This is a genomic window from Desulforhopalus sp. IMCC35007 (assembly GCF_005116575.1).
Taxonomy (GTDB): Bacteria; Desulfobacterota; Desulfobulbia; order Desulfobulbales; family Desulfocapsaceae; genus Desulforhopalus_A.
In genome coordinates this window covers 286,790-303,635 of sequence record NZ_SWCN01000002.1, presented here as the reverse complement: position 1 = coordinate 303,635, position 16,846 = coordinate 286,790, and the positions used below count along the sequence as shown (strand labels likewise).

Below are 16,846 nucleotides of genomic sequence, written 5' to 3'. Positions count from 1 at the left end.
CGCAAATCCTACCCTACCCATTACTTAAAAACAAGCTTTGCCCTTGATCTCTGCTGCAAGTGCTCCGGTATCGACTTCGCCTGTGGTATCAACAGTTATGGCGTATCCACGTTCCTGACTCGCAAGGGGTTGCCATCTGGAGAGCTGCATCTCGAGTACCTTCAGATTCGCATCCGAAACATCGTTTTTCCGCTTTACAATTCGCTCGCGTAAAGTCTTTGCATCTGCAGTAAACTCAAGAATGACAAAGGGCGTTTCCCGGGATGCCGCCAAGGCCTGGAATCGCTGGCGTTCATGGCGGTGCAAAAAAACCGCATCTACCAGTACCGAATACCCCGCACCAAGCAGCACAGCGGCCAGCTCTTCCAGTTTGCTGTAGGTCTTTTCCGTGGCCTCGGCAGTATACATCCCCTCACCTACGGCCGCATGTCCATCATCTTCCAGGCCAAGACCAAAGAGGCGTTTACGTTCAACATCTGAACGAATTCGAATGGCACCCAAGTGCTCCAAAAGAACTTTGCTCACTGTGCTCTTGCCCGAGGCGGACATACCGCGGGTGATAATGAGTCGTGGCCGCACTGGCTGGATATAGCCAAGGGCCAGCTGCAGATAGTCAGAAAAATCTGTTTCGGCGTTTACCTTTTCCGCCTTTTCAATTCCAGGCTGATGGGCGCGTATCGCATCAATCTTGGCGCGTACCAGTGCACGATACACCTGATAAAAGCGCAGTAACCTTACTCCTGCATAATCCCCGGTATACTCCAGATAATTGCCCAAAAAACGCTGTGCCAGTTCCCCTTGCTTTTTCTTTTCTAGATCCATCAGCAAAAAGGCAACATCACTGATCACATCAATCCAGCGCAGACTTGGACTGAACTCGATACAGTCAAAGACAATTGGGGCATCATCCTGCCAGGCAATATTTTGCAGATGCATATCGCCATGACATTCACGGATAAAACCATCGGTTTTACGCTGACCAAAACTTGGATACAGGCGGGTATACGTTGCCTCGCTCCATTGCTTGAGTTCTTTGAGCTTGTCGAGAAATGTACTGTTACTCACATGCTCACGGATCTGCCTGAAATTTTCTTCAATAGGCTGTAAAATCACTTCTGGCTCGCCATAATTGCTCTTGCCCGCGGCAACGTCTGCTAAAGCATGAAAATCTGCGATGCGCTTTGCCAGAATATCTATCTGCCGGGGCTCCAAACCATTGATGGCAAGAGCCCGGTCGAGCTGAGCTTCCTGGGGAAAGGCCCGCATTTTAACGGCATACTCAATGGGCTCCCCCCCACCGGCCCATCTTGGCTGCTCAACCGAACCGGTGATAGGTACGACGGAGAGATAAATTTCAGGGGCGAGCCTTCTATTAAGCCGAAGCTCCTCCTGGCAAAAAAAATGCCGCTTTTCAAGGGTTGAAAAATCAAGGAAACCGAGATCTATCGCCTTTTTAATTTTATAGGCATAGGGTCCGGCGAGTATCACCCAGGAGATGTGGGTCTCAATCAATTCACATTTCTTCGGTGGTGGATCAAACTGGTCAGGATGCATCAGGGAATTAATCAGAGAAACAGCTTGGAGAGTTTCTGCGCTCATAGTAAAGACCTCCGGTGTTTTCACAGCCTGGGTGAATGTACCTTGTATAATAGATTTACCACGAAATACCGGCTGCTGGCAAGCGCTGTTACCGTCTGCCAGGCCAATGTTATATCTTTTTGATTGTGCAGAGATTTATCAATCACGAACAAATGGACAAAGGCCCAAGAGAGTTAAGAATAACTTCGGAGGGCATGAAAATGTACTTTGCGTTTTTTCAAAAAGCTTTTCTACCAGCGCAATGAATGTTATACCCACGGTAATATACATCGCAACTTCCGTGATGACAGCCTCGCCCGCTCGCGTCGCAACATGGTGTTGATTATTTTTAATCAGTATACTTGGCTGACTGCCCAGAGGCTTCACTGTGAACTCGAATCTCCTATTAAAAGATACCGACGGCAAAGAACTGCCTCTGGACGCGGCACTCTTTACCGTCTTTCTCTGCATCCTTTTCGGCGCCAACGCGGTGGCAATCAAGATCAGTTTCACGGGGATTGGAGTTTTCACCTCCATTGGCCTGCGTTTCTCTATTGCTGCAACTGCTTTACTTTTATGGGCCTGGTGGAAGAAGAAACCTCTTCGAATAAATAAAAAGCAGGTCGGTCAACAACTGATCATATCCACCGTTTTTTTCCTGCAGATGTCCTGGTTTTACCATGGACAGAACCAGACCACCGCCTCCCACGGCACCCTTATTTCCAACATACTACCCTTTGTTGTTATGGTTCTGGCCCATTTCATACTTCAAAATGACAGGATCAGCCGAAAGAAATTCTTTGGTCTCATCTTTGGATTTTGCGGTGTTCTGCTTCTATTCTTTGACAAAGCAGGCGGCGGAGGAAGCTCGGTTACCGGAGATTTGATGATTTTCGTGGCCGTCCTGCACTGGGGCTTTAACGTTGTCTACATCAAGAAAATCATCCAGGACTATCACGCCCTGCAGATCACCATCTATCCGATGTTTTTCACCATCCCGCTGTTTTTTATAAGTGCACTCATCTGGGATGACAGGATGATAATCTTCCCCATCTCCAGTGAGGTCATCCTTTCCATCCTCTATCAATCCCTGGTCACGGCATCTTTCGGCTTTATCATGTGGAATACCCTCATCAAGAAATACGGAGCAACCGCCCTTCATTCCTTTGTCTTCATTATGCCGATTTCAGGAGTGTTCTTTGGCATCCTCCTACTCGGCGAGCCCCTGACCTCCACTATCACAGGCTCTATTCTTCTCGTTTCGGCAGGCCTTGTCGTCGTCAACTACAAGGGGCACAGAGGTGTTATCAGTCCCTGACATTGAGGTTGGACCTGGCCCTTTATAAAAGGGAAACTGACTCCGGTTGTATTACATCCAGTTCTGAATATTTTTGGCAGCAGCTATGGTTTGAATATCCGGACTTGTATTATTATCACTTTTTCCCGTAAAATTATTAAGTACCGTAGAACACCAGTCGGGATGAAGTGAAATGGGACCTGTATTTTCAAACAAATCCCAACAAAAAAGCACCGCTTTCGCAGTTGAACTGCCGCAGGAGAACACAATCAGATGACACATATGACAACAACGCTGAAAATCTGTTTGTTAATAATTCTGTATACAATCGGAGGTGCTTCAGCATCACCAGCACAAGCCTCATCTTCTCATAACAAAACCATTTATATTGGGGTACTCGCCAACTCAGGCAAACAAAAATGTTTCCAGATGTGGAGGCCAACCGCTCAATATCTACAGAACAAACTTCCTGGAGAACATGTCCAAATCGTCTGCCTGGACTTTGATGAGGTCGACAAGGCCGTCGAGGAGAAAAGGGTTGATTTTTCCATAACCAATCCGTCAATGTACGTGAATCTGGAATACAATTATGGCTTTTCCCGCATCTCAACCCTTAAAAGTAAAATTGCAGATAAATCAAACAGCCAATTCGGTGGAGTAATCTTTCATCGATCAGATCGAGCCGATATCAAAAAAGCAGAAGATCTTAAGGATAAAAGGTTCATGGCCGTGGCCGAAAGCTCTTTTGGTGGCTGGCAGGTCAGCTGGCGTTATTTAAAAGAGAGAGGGATTGATCCTTATCGCGACTTCAAAGAACTCCTTTTTGGCGGCCGACAGGAATCAGTGGTCATGGCCGTTATCAACGGCGATGTTGATGCAGGATGTGTCAGAACTGATATCCTTGAGCAAATGGCCAATGCAAATACAATAAATTTGCATGATATTGCCGTTATTGATCCGCAGATACAGAATTCTCAGTTTCCCTATCGCCGTACCACAAGACTCTACCCGGAATGGCCCCTGGCCAAGGCTCAGCATACCAGTCCAGAGCTGGCCAAAAAGGTCGCTCTGGCAATGATGCAGTTACCCGACAACAGCATCGAAGCTTTTTATTCTCAATCCAGAGGGTGGACAATCCCGCTTGATTATCATGAGGTCCATGAATGTTTACGCCTGCTGCAAATCGCACCATATGTCGATTATGGAAAAATAACTCTCCACCAACTCTACCAGCAATACAAAGTCTGGATCTTCATGGGTGCGACCATTCTTGCATGTATCCTCAGTGGGATAGCCTTGGTACTCAAACTCAATACAAAGCTCAAAACAGCACTGATCAACCTTGACCTCGAACACCAGCAAAGAGCTCAGGTAATCGCTGATCTTGATGAATTCAAATTAACCCTCGATCAGACCCTGGACTGTGTCTTCATGTTTTCTGCAGATACCCTTCGATATATATACGTTAATCAAGGTGCTGTGCATCATATCGGCTATAGCCGGGAAGAACTCCTCTCCATGACACCCCTTGATATAAAACCCGATACCACTGAAACGGAATTCAGAGCTTTGATCGCCCCTTTGATTGAAAAAACAAGTTCATCCCTGACCTATCCCGGTACACATCAAAGAAAGGACGGTACTCTTGTTCCGGTTGAAGTTTTTATACAACATATCACTCCACCCCACGAAAAAAGCCGATTCGTAGCAATTGTCAGGGACATCACTATTCGCCTGGAAAAGGAAAAAGAAAGGGAGGTATTACGGACCAGGCTGCACCAGGAACAAAAATTAGCCTCCGTTGGCCAACTCGCTGCAGGCATTGCCCATGAAATTAACACCCCTGCCCAGTATCTCGGTTCAAATATCGATTTCCTCCAGGAAGGTTTTCATGATATTTCCAAACTCGTCGATCAGTTCCACCTACTTTTAGATGCCGCCAAAAAACAGCAGATCTCTCCAGAACTCATTGCTGATACCGAAAAAAGGCTCGAAGATACTGACTGGTCATATTTAAAGGAAGAGATTCCCCAGGCAATCAAACAGTCAACAGACGGCGTGAATCAGGTGAGCTCAATCGTGCTGGCCATGAAAAAGTTTTCCCATCCCGGCGGAACAGAAAAGGAACCGACAGACCTCAACGAACTTCTCAACACAACGCTTACCGTCAGTCGGAATGAATGGAAATACTGGCTCGAACCGGTTCTGCAACTCGACCCCATATTGCCCCAGGTCCCCTGCATGCGCAATGAAATTGGCCAGGTGTTTTTAAACATCTTTGTCAACGCGGCTCACTCCATTGCAGAAAAACAGGGCACCAACCCCGAAGGGAAAAAGGGTCAGCTCATTATCTCCTCACAACAAAAAGATAATTTTGCGATCATCACAGTGGCAGACTCAGGAAACGGCATCAAAAAAGAAAATCTTGCAAAAATATTTGATCCTTTTTTTACAACCAAAGAAGTCGGCAAAGGTACGGGGCAGGGGCTGACGATTGCCTACGATATAGTGACCAATAAACATGGAGGAAACCTTGAGGTAACCAGCGAGGAGGGCATCGGAACCACCTTTACCATCACCCTGCCGTTAAGTCCTGTCCCGCAGAAAATAGAGGAAGATCTTTAAGCCGCACATTTCACAAAACATGCTGGCTGAGATCTGTGATAGAAAAAGAAGTCACCCACAACCGATTTTCTTGTCTCTGTTCACTGACCAAGGATACATTTACTGTGCAGCCGCTCAATGCGTTTACGGTTCGCACCAAGATCGGAATACCCCAGACGTGAAGCGGACCTGACATCTATTACGGTCTCACCGGCTGATGTTGTATAAATATAAAACTCAACATCATCGACAAATCGAAACAGAGGAGATGTAAATTCAGCCCGCACATAGTTATCATTTGCAGCGATGACCTTTGCTCGATCTTCTGATTCCAGAACCTGCAAAAGACGCCCCCTTGCCTCCTGCTCTGTCCCTGCATAACGAAACGGCAAAATCATATGATCTTCATCGGTGGCCTGACTGTTTACACAGTTTGGCCTTGGCGGACAGGGTGTCAATATCCCACCCACCACACCAAGCTCAGGACCGGTCCCCGTACATCCCGAAATCAAAAGACAGAGCAGACAACTTATTACAGCAACACGGCTTTGTTTATCCATAGTCCATATCCTTTACCTGTAAATACCCAGGCTGTATTTCTATCCAAAAAACTGGGCGTTGAGTCAAAGAACCTTTTTATAACTGAAGTTACCTGGAAGCTAAAGAGTATCTGCCTAAAATCACAATCAATATACCACCAAGAACCATTGCAGCTGAAATTGCAAGCCGCAGGGTAATCGCCTCCCCGACAAAGACAACACCTCCAAGGGCCGCAATGACCGGTACTGATAGTTGCAAAACACCTGCCTGTATCGCCGACAGGTTACCAAGTGCCATGTACCATATCGTATACCCTATTGCTGAGGTAATCCCGCCCGAGAGTAGTGCCAAACCGATACCTGCTGGGGTGTGATACATACCCTTTATTGAAAACAGGGTAAGCAATACGACAAACGGAATCGTTCTTATGAAATTATATGCGGTATCGCTTAGCGGGTTCTGAGAATTTCTTCCCTGTAAGGTGTAGATCCCCCACGCCATTCCAGCAAGCGCCATAAGGCCAAAGCCAATGGCTGTGGGCGTCGTAACCCCCGGCAGAATAAGATACACCAAACCGATAAAGGCAAGGATAAGCCCCAGCCACTCGGTAGTACGCAAACGGGTTCCAGTCATGAGAGCGACCCCAATCATAGTGATCTGCACAGCGCCAAACAGGATGAGTGCCCCAGTACCGGTGTCGAGGGAAACATAGGCATAGGAAAAAGATGAAGCATACAGAAACAGCATCGAGCCACCACTCCAGCTCCCCCTGGAAGATACCTTTCCCGGCCGCAGGCAGCCTGAAATGATAAAGAGAACAAGGCCGCCTGAGAGCAGACGCAGCACCGTGAAGGCTGCTGGATCAATAGCCCCATTACCCAATGCCAGACGGCAGAGCACCGAATTTGCAGCAAAAGCAACCAGGGCAAAACCCGTGGCTACAATTATTGTAAAGAGTTGTGTATTCATCAATATCTTGACTTCTTGACGCCCCCAGCCACCTGTGCGAGTAATTTTCCCAGCCTTCCGCCCATTCTCTCCGTTCGTTTACGGTATGGCTCGGTGCAGCATATCCCATTTTTAACGCAGCGTCAGTATCCTATCTCTTTGCCTCTTATATCGGTTGTAACACTTTCTGGCATGAACACACTGTAATGTGGCTTTCATTTTGATCAGGATATTGTCAGAATGCACTCATTGCGGTAAATGTATTATCTTTCCGGCTCTCTATTTATTGTGGGCCAGGATTTTTCTGAGAAAAGCCGGGCCTAATAATAGCGCACCGCCTTGCCCATAAATCACGTTGTACCAAAGGATTGAAACTGCCCATCAAGGAGACGACCATGGCTTCCAATAGAGATGTTATCGGTATAGGCACAAATGCAATCGATCAGGTCATCCAGCTCTATCGCATCCCTGATGCGGATGCAAAAGTTGTCTGTCCGCCTGAAAAATATAGCCTTTTTGATGGTGGCGTTATGGGCAACACCTTGACCGGTCTCTCTAGACTTGGTTTAAAAACCGGTTATCTGGGCAAACTCGGTGATGATAACTTTGCCACAATGATTCAGGAGTCCTGTGCTCATGACCACATTGATCTAAGTCACTGCAAAATTATGCCAGGCAAGCATACCGCGTGTACCTGGATTGTGGTCGACGCAAAGGGAGAAAGATCGATCGTGCTGTTTCCAAATGTCCTGACCGAGGTCGATGAAGCATTTATTACGTCAGCCGCAAGCTATATTACATCGTGTCGTCTCCTTCATGTTGAAGGGTCTGAAATGCGCCTGAAACCCATGCTTGAAGCGGTAAAAATGGCCAAAGCCGCTGGAGTTCTTATCTCTTTTGATTTAGACATTCCGGCCTCGGACTTTGTCGATACCCTTCACCTGGCCACGATGGACGAACTGGAAGAGATGATCTCACTGTGTGACCTCTTTATCCCCTGTATTGGCGGGGCAAAAGATCTCACCAGTAAAGAAAACCCTCTTGAAATGGCAGTCTCGTTGCGAGAAAAATATGGTGTCGCCAATATTGCCATCTCCCATGGGGCTGAGGGCTGCTTTATTGCAACAGAAAAAGAAGCGTTCCAAAGCCCTGCTTACGCTATTGAGCCAATCGACGGAACAGGCTCCGGCGACGCCTTCCATGCTGGAATGATCTATGGCTATATGCGGGGCTGGGATATGCAGGAAGTCGGTGCTTTTGCAAATGGTTGCGGTGCACTAAATACCATTAAACTGGGTGCAAGAAGCGGGATGTGCTCGGAGGCTGCAGTGAGAGAATTTATGGCAAAAAATCAAAGAAAATCTCTGGAGAAAAACCAATAAACGTAGATGAAAGACCAGCTCCAGTAAAAAAAATCGAGTAGCACTAATCGATCAGTCGCTGGTTGGCTTCCAGCCGGTCCAGGACCTCCATGAGTCGCCGCTTGCGATTATGGTTTTTTCGCAGGTCTTTTACAACCCCCAACCAATCTGCCACCCGCCCTGTATCTTCATAGATTGTACGCATTCGGCGCAGATATTTTGCAGCGTCCTTGTAAGCGCTCGGTTTGACCTGGGCGATCAGGTCATCGGCTATAGTCTTCCAGATTCGTAAGGCAACATCCGGATGGCTGGTGGTGACAGCCGCCGCTAACCTCTCGTCAATCCCCCAGCTCCACCACGTTTTTTTCGGTGACTCCTGGTAAATCGCAATTGCCTCTTCAAGCCGCTCCTCCAAAAGGGCGATTTCCAGTAACATATTCCAATCAGGAAAGCTCTCACGTCCAAATTTTTTCCTGGAATGTTTCGCCTTAACCTCCGGCTCGACGACTGGCCAGTCACTCATATTCGCGCCCTCATGGTCCGGACGTTGCCCCGTCTGCAGATAATGAAGCGTCGCTTTACGCACCGCCGGCCATATTTCTATCCGCTCAGCAGCCTGACGCAATTCGGTAAAGGTCTTCTCCGATGGGGTCTCAAAAAAATCCTCGGCCCGATAGGCGCAAACCAGATCGAACCGACCCTCCTCCTCGGCCAGCAGTCGCAAACGCCCCTGCAATGCAGCCGCTATCCCTGACTTTTCCTGCTGAGTTTTCTCAAATCCCCGGATGCACCAGTAACGTGCACGGCCGGGGTCGCCAGCCGCTATCAGAGTATCGACCAGTTGTTGATAATTCTCACAGTTCTCCACCTCCTGCTCCAGTAAGGGGATAACCTCCTCCGACCTTCCGCTTCGTGTATAGGCGGTTACCAACCAATCCAGTAACTGCTTACGCTGGTATCTTGCTGAAAACGCATCCCTCTTCGGAGATGGCTTCTGTAGAAGTCGCTCGCGAAGAACACCTACGGCCTCATCCCATTGTTGTTCCGTATATTGAGGATCATCAAAAATTCCTTCCTCCTCCGGAAACATACTGTACTCATCTTCCAGCTCACGATCGATCAGCCAGAGCAGTTGTTGGGACAATGTCAAACGCGTATAGGGTAGCGCCTCTAAAACGACCTCCATACAATCCGAAATCGCCATGGCAGTCTCGCCATCATCATGAGAGTCTGCCACCTGTTCTATGCCGCGCTTCCAGAGCTCTTCCCCAAGCTCCAATACCGCATCCCCATGCCCTTGATCCACCAGCGCCCGCAACTGCTGTTCCAGATGATCATAATCCGGGAGACTACCCTCTCCTTTCCACGAATCATACCAGGCATCCTCCGACGTCAGTTCCCTTATCTCCCTGCGCAAACTCCGAACTATTGCACTAACCTGCCCCGTTGCCAATTGCTCCGCTTCACGTATCCGGCGAGCAACCTCAGGAAAATCAAGAGCCAGTGAGATAAGCAACTCCTGCAGTTCCTCCAGTCCCTTTCCAGCAAGAAGGTTAGTGAGCTTTTCCCGGGCATTATCGCGTGCGGCCTTTTGCTCGCTAATATCCTCAAAATCCTCGGCAACAAAATCATCTTCTTCACCATCCCAGAGCTCCAGGTAGAGATCGTCCTCCGGATCAAGCAGGGGGAGATCCTGCTTTTGTTTGATCTTTTTTGCCGCCACCAGCAGAACGGCAACCACATGTTTGCAGGGACCATAGCCACTATAGGGACAAGTGCAAAAAGCCTCCAGATTGCCCTGCTCATCACGCTTAATCGTGGTCGCGTAATCATCAGTCCCGGCAACCCAGGCCGCCACAGCACCTTCTGAGGTGCGCGAGAGTTGCGACACCAGGTCAACATAACTCTCACCACGTTGATAGATCCTGTCACCCGCCCATTCCCGTAACGTCTCAAAGGTGAGATCTTTGAATATCTTTTTTATCGTCTTCATCATTCATTACCCTTTTTCCCCACGTCCCTTTTCGATCTGTTGCATTTTACTTTTGCAGCGACGGCACTAAGGTCCGGTTGGTTCGACGGGTGCTGGAATCTCAAATTTAATGCCTTGCGGATTATCATTTCCTATTTGATGCAAGAGCGGTTTGGTGAGACTATATTCGGTTTCCTGCTCGTTGTAGCTCATGGCTGGTTTCTCATTTGAGTTTACGCGTCCAATCGATAACGAGGAAAAATATCAGATTTCTTTTACATTACTTATCATTATTGCATTAAGTATTCTCTCTTGAATTTCGAAATACTACACCATAACCTATTATGAAAAAACATAAAAAAGCGCTAACCTCGTCCAATGGCTGCACCCTTTTCATGTAGCTGCAGAGGTCGGAATAAAACCGGCATCGATACAATTATCGCCTTTATTCGTTAGATCTTTTTCTTTTTAAAAGTCAACGAACAGCCCTTGGCTTTTGCAGATCTTGTTTTCAGGTAATCATGGTGTACATATTTTTGTGCGGCATATTGCCGTACATGTGTTATACTCTTACAAAGAGTTACATAGCCGGAATATTTTAAGAGGAGGTAGTCATGGCCACAACAGCTCGTGAGCGTATAGAAATGCGCGTGAGTCCTGAGGTTAAAATTTTAGCCGAGAGGGCCTCTGCGGCAATGGGTTGCAGTTCACTCACTGAATTTGTAACGGGCCTTATTCGGGAGCACGCACCATCCATTCTCGCGAAACAAACGACCATAGAATTAAGCAATACTCAATTTGACAATTTTCTTTCCGTTTGTAATGACCAAACATTGAAACCTGGCAAGTCTCTTTTGAAGGCTGCAAAAAAGCTCGACGATGAGGGGTATTAATTGACACTTCAACCAGAATTCGTTGATGTCGATTATTCTTACCAGGATGTAAGACGTTTCCGTTGCGGAAAAGCCCAAATGGATGCCTTTCTCATTCGGTATGCAGCAAAAAATGCAGAACTTGGTATTAGTAAGACATGGGTACTGCTCGACCAAAACAGGGAAGGAAAAAAGAAATATCCTGTTGCCGCGTATTACACCCTTGCAGTGGCAACCGTCACTCGTGAGACACTTCCCGTAGATCATAAAGATCTCCCTGCTTACCCCGTCCCCGTTACTCTTCTAGCCCGCCTGGCCATAGCCGAAAATTATCAAAAAAGAGGACTCGGAGCAAAAACCCTTGTAACTGCTCTTCGCCATACTGCAATCCTTAAAAAAAAGGGACTTCCTTCCATCGGACTGGTGCTTGATGTGCTAGATGAGGATGCTCTTCATTTTTACAATCATTTTGATACATTCCATTCTTTGACGAATAATCCGATGCGATTATTTGTGCCAATGCATGTTATCGAACAACTATAATCACTGTCAGTAGATTCCTGGTAGATCGAAACAACATACTTGAGGTGCTTTAGAGCTAAAGACAGCATATTGGGAGCCCAAAAACAACAAAGCCGCAATCATTAGATTAACTAATGATTGCGGCTTCTTGGCAGGAGGTCGGAATCAAACTGACCATACTTATATCACATAATTCAGGAACTTACATCAATACAAAAAAGTTCACGCAACAATAATACCCGAAAAAACACCCGCTTTAATCCAGAGCTAAATCAGCGCTCTTATCATCTGATTACGCCCACTGTAATTTTCTAATGAGACCGTTAAATGTCTGCCACTTTTGAGTCAAATGCTGATAACGTCCGGCAACGATACCTGGTGAAATCTCTAAATCAGCAGCCAGAGTCAAAACATCAGTTTTTGATCGAAGGGCTCTCACGTCCTCATTTCGTTGTGGGGGAATAAGAGTATCAGCAGCAAATTCATTCGCTCTAACCTCTCTTGGGTCATCATGCTTTCCATCATTGATCAACAGATCTTTCTTACTATCATGCAGCACATGCCCTGCTTCATGAAAAAAAGAGAACCACAGCTTATCCTCAGCCTTCCCTCTCAATGAAAGAAGAATCATCGCCTTATTTGGGTTAAGCCACTTTGTAGCACCTCCCCAAGGTACCTTCTTCATTTCTGGTACGAATACCACAGCAACTCCTGCCTCAGCGCACAATCTTTGTAACTCTGGCTGAAACACTCCAGGCTCCTCTCGGGTCAGTAAACGAATCTGCTTCAGAGCTGCCTTAAATTTCTTTTTATCATAAGGACTACACTCAACATCTTGAGCCTTCAACTCACCTTGTCGTATCCAGGCTGATGCATGTCCAGGACGAGTTTCAAAACACTCTGACCGCCTTGCGGCAACAGCTGGAACCGCCCATATATCCCCCCAAGCTGCGACACTACTTACTCCAAAGAACGCCAATACGTTTCTCAGGGTCGTGACCTTGTCTCTTACATCATCAATATAGCTTCTGTTCATCAACTCTCTTACAGGGATTGTCTTTAACCACTCAATATTCTCTAAAAGACGTTCTCTTTCCTGAATCTTTGCCAGCTGGTCTCTATATTGTGACTCAAGATTATTCCAATAATTCGCCGGAACTCCTGTAACCAGTTCTAAGCGATTTGAGGTCTCATAAGATATTGGTTGTTCACCTTTAAATATACGATTGAGACTCTGCTCAGTTATTCCTGTTCGTATTGCAAATTCTTTCTGAGACATTGAGAATGACTCCACCAACTCAAGCAAAGTAACCCCGGGTGCAATTGCATAATCCGGTTCAAACTCGTACTCTCTTTTTACTGTAGATGCTGTAGTAACCATAGCCTACCTCTTATTAATGTGTATCAACGATACCTATGATTTTAATCTCTGTTACTTTTGCCCAATCAAGCTCACCATTATCTTTCATGGGGGCTGGCTCATTAGCAACTACAAATAAAAGGCGATAAGGATGAGCTAAATCAACTGACAATTGTCCTGCTCGATCTCCAGACAATTCATGGCATCTTGGCGGAGGTAAATGAGAAATTTCTGCAAGTGTTTCCGCTGCCTTGAGTTCCATCAATCGTTGCTGGAGTTTCAACCCACGCTTTACTCCAAACTGTTTAATAGTTTCCTTGCTCACGGAACATGTTTTCTGCAACTTCTTTGTTTTAAACAATATACGCATACCCTGCACATGTCAATATTTTTATTAACATATCATGTTAACAATTATATCAAGACCTCTGCCTATTAAGAAATCAAGTCGCAACCAACAGGCAAGTGATGGCAACTCAATATATCCAATCCTCATGAGCCAATGGCTCTCTCTTCAATACACCTCTAGCGACTCGCCATGTCGGCATGAAACGATCCCGAAAGCCCCTGAATCGGTCATTGTGGTGTCTCTCAAGCAAATGTACCAATTCATGCACGAGGACATACTCAAGACATTCTGGAGGTTTCTTGGCAAGCTCCAGGTTCAACCAGATACGCTTGCTCCCAATATTGCAGCTCCCCCACCTGGTCTTCATTCTTTTCACACCCCAGGAAGAGGCTTCAACTCCAATCTTGCTTTGCCATTTATCCAGCAAGCTCGGTATTCGCTTTTTCAACTGCACTCGATACCAGTCATTTAAAACCACCAATCGATTGGCCGTAGTTGTCTCCGGTCGAACATGAAGAAGCAGAGTGGTGTTGTTCTTTACTTTGACCTCATGCTTTCCCCACCTCTCAACCACCTCAAGCAGATAGCGCTCACACCCTTCAGCTCATTGGCCTCTGCAAGCTTACCGATGATCTTGTTGATCTTGTCACCAATCTCTTTGTCACCCTTCAGGGCCACCATATCGTCAAAAGAAGCCCCTTCAGGCACCTCTATCATTCCATTAGGGTCTCCTGCATATTTGTCGGAGACGTACTTCATAAACAGGAGGGTCAGGACATAATCCTTATACTGGGAGGCATCCATCCCGCCCCGCAGCTCATCACAACTTGCCCAGAGGGAGCTGTACAATTCAGTCTTCTTGATTGCCATCTGTATTTTTTACCTTGTTTGGTGGGGAAATAAGTCGGAGCCAAAAAACAATGTATTATCTACCACTGCGCAAGACCAATCTCAATGGGAATGAATAAAGGTGTATAAAATCCCCGGCATCAGGAATCGCTTTTGACAGGCGGGGCTAAGCCCCTCTTGATTAGAAAGTTCCTGCTGTAATGATGGCCATTCTCTCTGATCTACTGGTAGATCGAAACGACATACTTGAGGTGCTTTAGAGCTAAAGACAGCATATTGGGAACCCAAAAACAACAAAGCCGCAATCATTAGATTAACTAATGATTGCGGCTTCTTGGCATTGGTGCGGAGGTCGGAATCGAACCGACACGGAGTTGCCCCCGCGGGATTTTGAGTCCCGTGCTGCTTAGACACTATCCTATTGTAATAACATGATTTTTAATTATACAAATTTCTATTTGCTCCAATTTTGTTCCAATTTAAAAATTATCATGCTGATTTTCGCTTCTACCCGATGCCTCCCGGCCAACTTCAAGTAGGCCTCTTTTCATTTTTTCTCATTGCCCACAACTTCGCTTCATAGTGCCCATGAGCTAATAAATATGCTTTTACAAATCACAAAATCAAGTAAGATGATCTATAAAAGGAGGTTTTATAGATCATGACACGAAAAAAATGGAACTGGCAAAAAGATGATTGGGGGAATTTCACCTATGATAACAGCGAAATCGAGAAATTAGAACGAGAATATTCAAGGCAATCCGGTTTTTCGCTTGGCATAGCCAGGCATCTTTCACGTGAAGACCAAAACGACTTAATCGTTGAACTTGTATGTAATGAAGCCATTAAAACCTCTGAAATTGAGGGAGAATTTTTAGACAGGGAAAGCCTGCAGTCCTCTATCAGGAGAGAATTCGGTTTGGGAATAGCCGATCATCACAGGGTAAAACCGGCGGAAGCCGGGATCGCTGAAATGATGAAAGATATTTTCACCAATTATGATTCACCATTGACAGAAAAGACTCTCTGCAATTGGCATGAAATGTTGATGTCCGGCCGAAGAAACATAGAGATAGGAAAATTTCGAACCCACAAGGAAGCAATGCAGGTTGTGTCCGGGCGATACGATAAACCAACAGTTCATTTTGAAGCACCCCCGTCTGCCGATGTTCCAAAGGAAATGGAGAAATTCATAGCTTGGTTCAACAAATCAGCCCCTGGCGGGAAAGAACCTTTGACCCCGTTGGTTCGGGCAGGGATTGCTCATATCTATTTTGTTTCAATCCATCCTTTCGAGGACGGAAACGGACGGATCGCGCGGGGCATAGTAGAAAAATCATTGTCGCAAAATATGGGTCAACCGACACTCATCGCGCTTTCTTCGACCATTGACGACAGGAAAAGAGAATATTACGAGGAACTGGCAGCCCAGAGTACAGGAAATGACGTGACAAACTGGCTTATTTATTTTGGGAAAACCATTATCAACGCCCAAAAACAAACCATAAAGCAAGTTGATTTCATAATAACCAAAGCAAAGTTTTTCGATACTCACAAAGAGAACCTCAACCCTCGCCAATTAAAAGTGATCAACCGGATACTACTGGAGGGACCGAAAGGCTTTCAAGGTGGATTCAGTGCCAAAAATTACCGAGCAATAACAAAATCACCCTCAGCAACAGCGACAAGAGACTTACAAGATCTGGTAGGTAAAGGGATCTTTACAAAAACCGGTCAGCTAAAAAGCACCCGTTACACTCTGGATCTTTCCCCCTTCCAGGGCAAGCAAGATGAAGAAAGCATGATTTGACACGATCTACAGATAGTGCCCGCAAATTCAACCTTATCTGGCAGTTACTGCGAAATGCCTTTTCCCAGATTGTCTGGTAACATCTAGGATTTATAAATATCTTTTCCATGTCAGGAATATCTTGCTTCTAAAAAGCTCGATAAGACCTTTTTAGATTGAAAGGTTTCCGAGACGCCTTCCTGATTCCCTCACAGTAGACATATCAACCCAGATTAGCTTTCAAATTTGTTGTGGTGCCTAACCTTGAGGGCAACCCAAGACAAACAGGAAGCATCTCTTAAACGAGTCATACCTTCATACCTCACTTCAACTATTAACTTGATTGATCCAGATGGATTCACCTTAGCGGCAAATCCTTTCACTTTAGCGTCTCTTATGAAGTACGGTGCTAACTTTGATTGAGCTGATTGAAGTACTCTTGCAGTAATAGTGGTCATTCCGTCCGATCTCCTGGTAGATTCCTGGTAGATTCCTGGTAGATCGAAACGACATACTTGAGGTGCTTTAGAGCTAAAGACAGCATATTGGGAGCTCAAAAACAACAAAGCCGCAATCATTAGATTAACTAATGATTGCGGCTTCTTGGCATTGGTGCCGGAGGTCGGAATCGAACCGACACGAAGTTGCCCTCGCGGGATTTTGAGTCCCGTGCGTCTACCAGTTTCACCACTCCGGCTTAGGAGTTCGTTTATACTCCACTTTCCCGCGTATCGTCAAGGAGAAAAAATCGTTCAAGATCAAAAGAATAGAGTGCAATCAACGGATGGCGACAGATTTTGCCATC

General features: G+C 46.1%; 14 protein-coding genes, 1 tRNA gene and 1 pseudogene. 6 read left to right on the top strand and 10 right to left on the bottom strand.

Going from position 1 to position 16,846, the window contains the following annotated elements:
- Positions 1 to 24 precede the first annotated feature (24 nt).
- Complete coding sequence (locus tag FCL48_RS03190; protein ID WP_136870788.1) at positions 25 to 1,599, bottom strand: bifunctional aminoglycoside phosphotransferase/ATP-binding protein; 1,575 nt, start codon at positions 1,597 to 1,599, stop codon at positions 25 to 27.
- A gap of 367 nt (positions 1,600 to 1,966) precedes the next feature.
- On the opposite strand from FCL48_RS03190, the gene FCL48_RS03185 reads away from it, so the two are divergent.
- Entirely contained in the window at positions 1,967 to 2,896 is a 930-nt protein-coding gene (locus FCL48_RS03185; protein ID WP_136870787.1) for a DMT family transporter, read from the top strand.
- Between the two features lie 252 nt (positions 2,897 to 3,148).
- Positions 3,149 to 5,500 carry a PhnD/SsuA/transferrin family substrate-binding protein gene (locus tag FCL48_RS03180; protein ID WP_136870786.1) on the top strand — a complete coding sequence of 784 codons (2,352 nt, stop codon included), beginning with the start codon at positions 3,149 to 3,151 and terminating at the stop codon, positions 5,498 to 5,500.
- 80 nt (positions 5,501 to 5,580) lie between these two features.
- Here FCL48_RS03180 and FCL48_RS03175 read toward each other — a convergent pair whose 3' ends face one another.
- Together FCL48_RS03175 and FCL48_RS03170 are read right to left on the bottom strand one after the other, a co-directional pair.
- Complete coding sequence (locus FCL48_RS03175) at positions 5,581 to 6,039, bottom strand: DUF1499 domain-containing protein (RefSeq protein WP_136870785.1); 459 nt, start codon at positions 6,037 to 6,039, stop codon at positions 5,581 to 5,583.
- A gap of 88 nt (positions 6,040 to 6,127) precedes the next feature.
- Positions 6,128 to 6,988: a DMT family transporter gene (locus tag FCL48_RS03170; RefSeq protein WP_136870784.1), complete on the bottom strand. Its 861-nt coding sequence runs from the start codon at positions 6,986 to 6,988 to the stop codon at positions 6,128 to 6,130.
- A 374-nt stretch (positions 6,989 to 7,362) separates the two neighbouring features.
- Here FCL48_RS03170 and FCL48_RS03165 point away from each other — a divergent pair, with 374 nt between their 5' ends.
- Complete coding sequence (locus tag FCL48_RS03165; RefSeq protein ID WP_136870783.1) at positions 7,363 to 8,349, top strand: carbohydrate kinase family protein; 987 nt, start codon at positions 7,363 to 7,365, stop codon at positions 8,347 to 8,349.
- 43 nt (positions 8,350 to 8,392) lie between these two features.
- Here the strand turns inward: FCL48_RS03165 and FCL48_RS03160 are convergent, their stop codons facing one another.
- The gene (locus tag FCL48_RS03160) at positions 8,393 to 10,324 is read right to left on the bottom strand and encodes an SWIM zinc finger domain-containing protein (RefSeq protein WP_136870782.1); all 1,932 of its coding nucleotides are present in this window, start codon (positions 10,322 to 10,324) and stop codon (positions 8,393 to 8,395) included.
- 590 nt (positions 10,325 to 10,914) lie between these two features.
- On the opposite strand from FCL48_RS03160, the gene FCL48_RS03155 reads away from it, so the two are divergent.
- The gene (locus tag FCL48_RS03155; RefSeq protein ID WP_136870781.1) at positions 10,915 to 11,193 is read left to right on the top strand and encodes a DUF1778 domain-containing protein; all 279 of its coding nucleotides are present in this window, start codon (positions 10,915 to 10,917) and stop codon (positions 11,191 to 11,193) included.
- Positions 11,194 to 11,715 carry a GNAT family N-acetyltransferase gene (locus FCL48_RS03150; RefSeq protein ID WP_136870780.1) on the top strand — a complete coding sequence of 174 codons (522 nt, stop codon included), beginning with the start codon at positions 11,194 to 11,196 and terminating at the stop codon, positions 11,713 to 11,715. It abuts the gene before it with no gap.
- Positions 11,716 to 11,986: 271 nt separating this feature from the next.
- Here FCL48_RS03150 and FCL48_RS03145 read toward each other — a convergent pair whose 3' ends face one another.
- The 4 genes and pseudogenes from FCL48_RS03145 to FCL48_RS03130 all read right to left on the bottom strand — a co-directional run.
- Positions 11,987 to 13,075 (bottom strand): ImmA/IrrE family metallo-endopeptidase, encoded by a 1,089-nt coding sequence (locus tag FCL48_RS03145; RefSeq protein WP_136870779.1) that lies wholly within the window; start codon positions 13,073 to 13,075, stop codon positions 11,987 to 11,989.
- Between the two features lie 13 nt (positions 13,076 to 13,088).
- The gene (locus tag FCL48_RS03140; RefSeq protein WP_136870778.1) at positions 13,089 to 13,424 is read right to left on the bottom strand and encodes a type II toxin-antitoxin system RelE/ParE family toxin; all 336 of its coding nucleotides are present in this window, start codon (positions 13,422 to 13,424) and stop codon (positions 13,089 to 13,091) included.
- Between the two features lie 106 nt (positions 13,425 to 13,530).
- Positions 13,531 to 13,977, bottom strand: coding sequence for a SprT family zinc-dependent metalloprotease (locus FCL48_RS25815; protein ID WP_205747628.1), 447 nt, complete (start codon positions 13,975 to 13,977; stop codon positions 13,531 to 13,533).
- Between the two features lie 17 nt (positions 13,978 to 13,994).
- Positions 13,995 to 14,273 (bottom strand): annotated as a pseudogene (locus tag FCL48_RS03130) (type I restriction-modification system subunit M N-terminal domain-containing protein); the annotation flags it as partial.
- Between the two features lie 640 nt (positions 14,274 to 14,913).
- Here FCL48_RS03130 and FCL48_RS03125 point away from each other — a divergent pair.
- Complete coding sequence (locus tag FCL48_RS03125; RefSeq protein WP_136870777.1) at positions 14,914 to 16,062, top strand: Fic family protein; 1,149 nt, start codon at positions 14,914 to 14,916, stop codon at positions 16,060 to 16,062.
- 212 nt (positions 16,063 to 16,274) lie between these two features.
- Here the strand turns inward: FCL48_RS03125 and FCL48_RS03120 are convergent, their stop codons facing one another.
- Together FCL48_RS03120 and FCL48_RS03115 are read right to left on the bottom strand one after the other, a co-directional pair.
- Complete coding sequence (locus FCL48_RS03120) at positions 16,275 to 16,499, bottom strand: hypothetical protein (protein WP_136870776.1); 225 nt, start codon at positions 16,497 to 16,499, stop codon at positions 16,275 to 16,277.
- A gap of 152 nt (positions 16,500 to 16,651) precedes the next feature.
- A tRNA-Leu gene (locus tag FCL48_RS03115) sits at positions 16,652 to 16,738 on the bottom strand.
- Positions 16,739 to 16,846 lie beyond the last annotated feature (108 nt).

Coding starts and splice junctions, on each gene's coding strand:
- FCL48_RS03190 (WP_136870788.1), bottom strand. CDS start 1,599: ATGAGCGCAGAAACTCTCCAAGCTGTTTCTCTGATTAATTCCCTGATG.
- FCL48_RS03180 (WP_136870786.1), top strand. CDS start 3,149: ATGACACATATGACAACAACGCTGAAAATCTGTTTGTTAATAATTCTG.
- FCL48_RS03175 (WP_136870785.1), bottom strand. CDS start 6,039: ATGGATAAACAAAGCCGTGTTGCTGTAATAAGTTGTCTGCTCTGTCTT.
- FCL48_RS03170 (WP_136870784.1), bottom strand. CDS start 6,988: ATGAATACACAACTCTTTACAATAATTGTAGCCACGGGTTTTGCCCTG.
- FCL48_RS03165 (WP_136870783.1), top strand. CDS start 7,363: ATGGCTTCCAATAGAGATGTTATCGGTATAGGCACAAATGCAATCGAT.
- FCL48_RS03160 (WP_136870782.1), bottom strand. CDS start 10,324: ATGATGAAGACGATAAAAAAGATATTCAAAGATCTCACCTTTGAGACG.
- FCL48_RS03155 (WP_136870781.1), top strand. CDS start 10,915: ATGGCCACAACAGCTCGTGAGCGTATAGAAATGCGCGTGAGTCCTGAG.
- FCL48_RS03145 (WP_136870779.1), bottom strand. CDS start 13,075: ATGGTTACTACAGCATCTACAGTAAAAAGAGAGTACGAGTTTGAACCG.
- FCL48_RS03140 (WP_136870778.1), bottom strand. CDS start 13,424: ATGCGTATATTGTTTAAAACAAAGAAGTTGCAGAAAACATGTTCCGTG.
- FCL48_RS03125 (WP_136870777.1), top strand. CDS start 14,914: ATGACACGAAAAAAATGGAACTGGCAAAAAGATGATTGGGGGAATTTC.
- FCL48_RS03120 (WP_136870776.1), bottom strand. CDS start 16,499: ATGACCACTATTACTGCAAGAGTACTTCAATCAGCTCAATCAAAGTTA.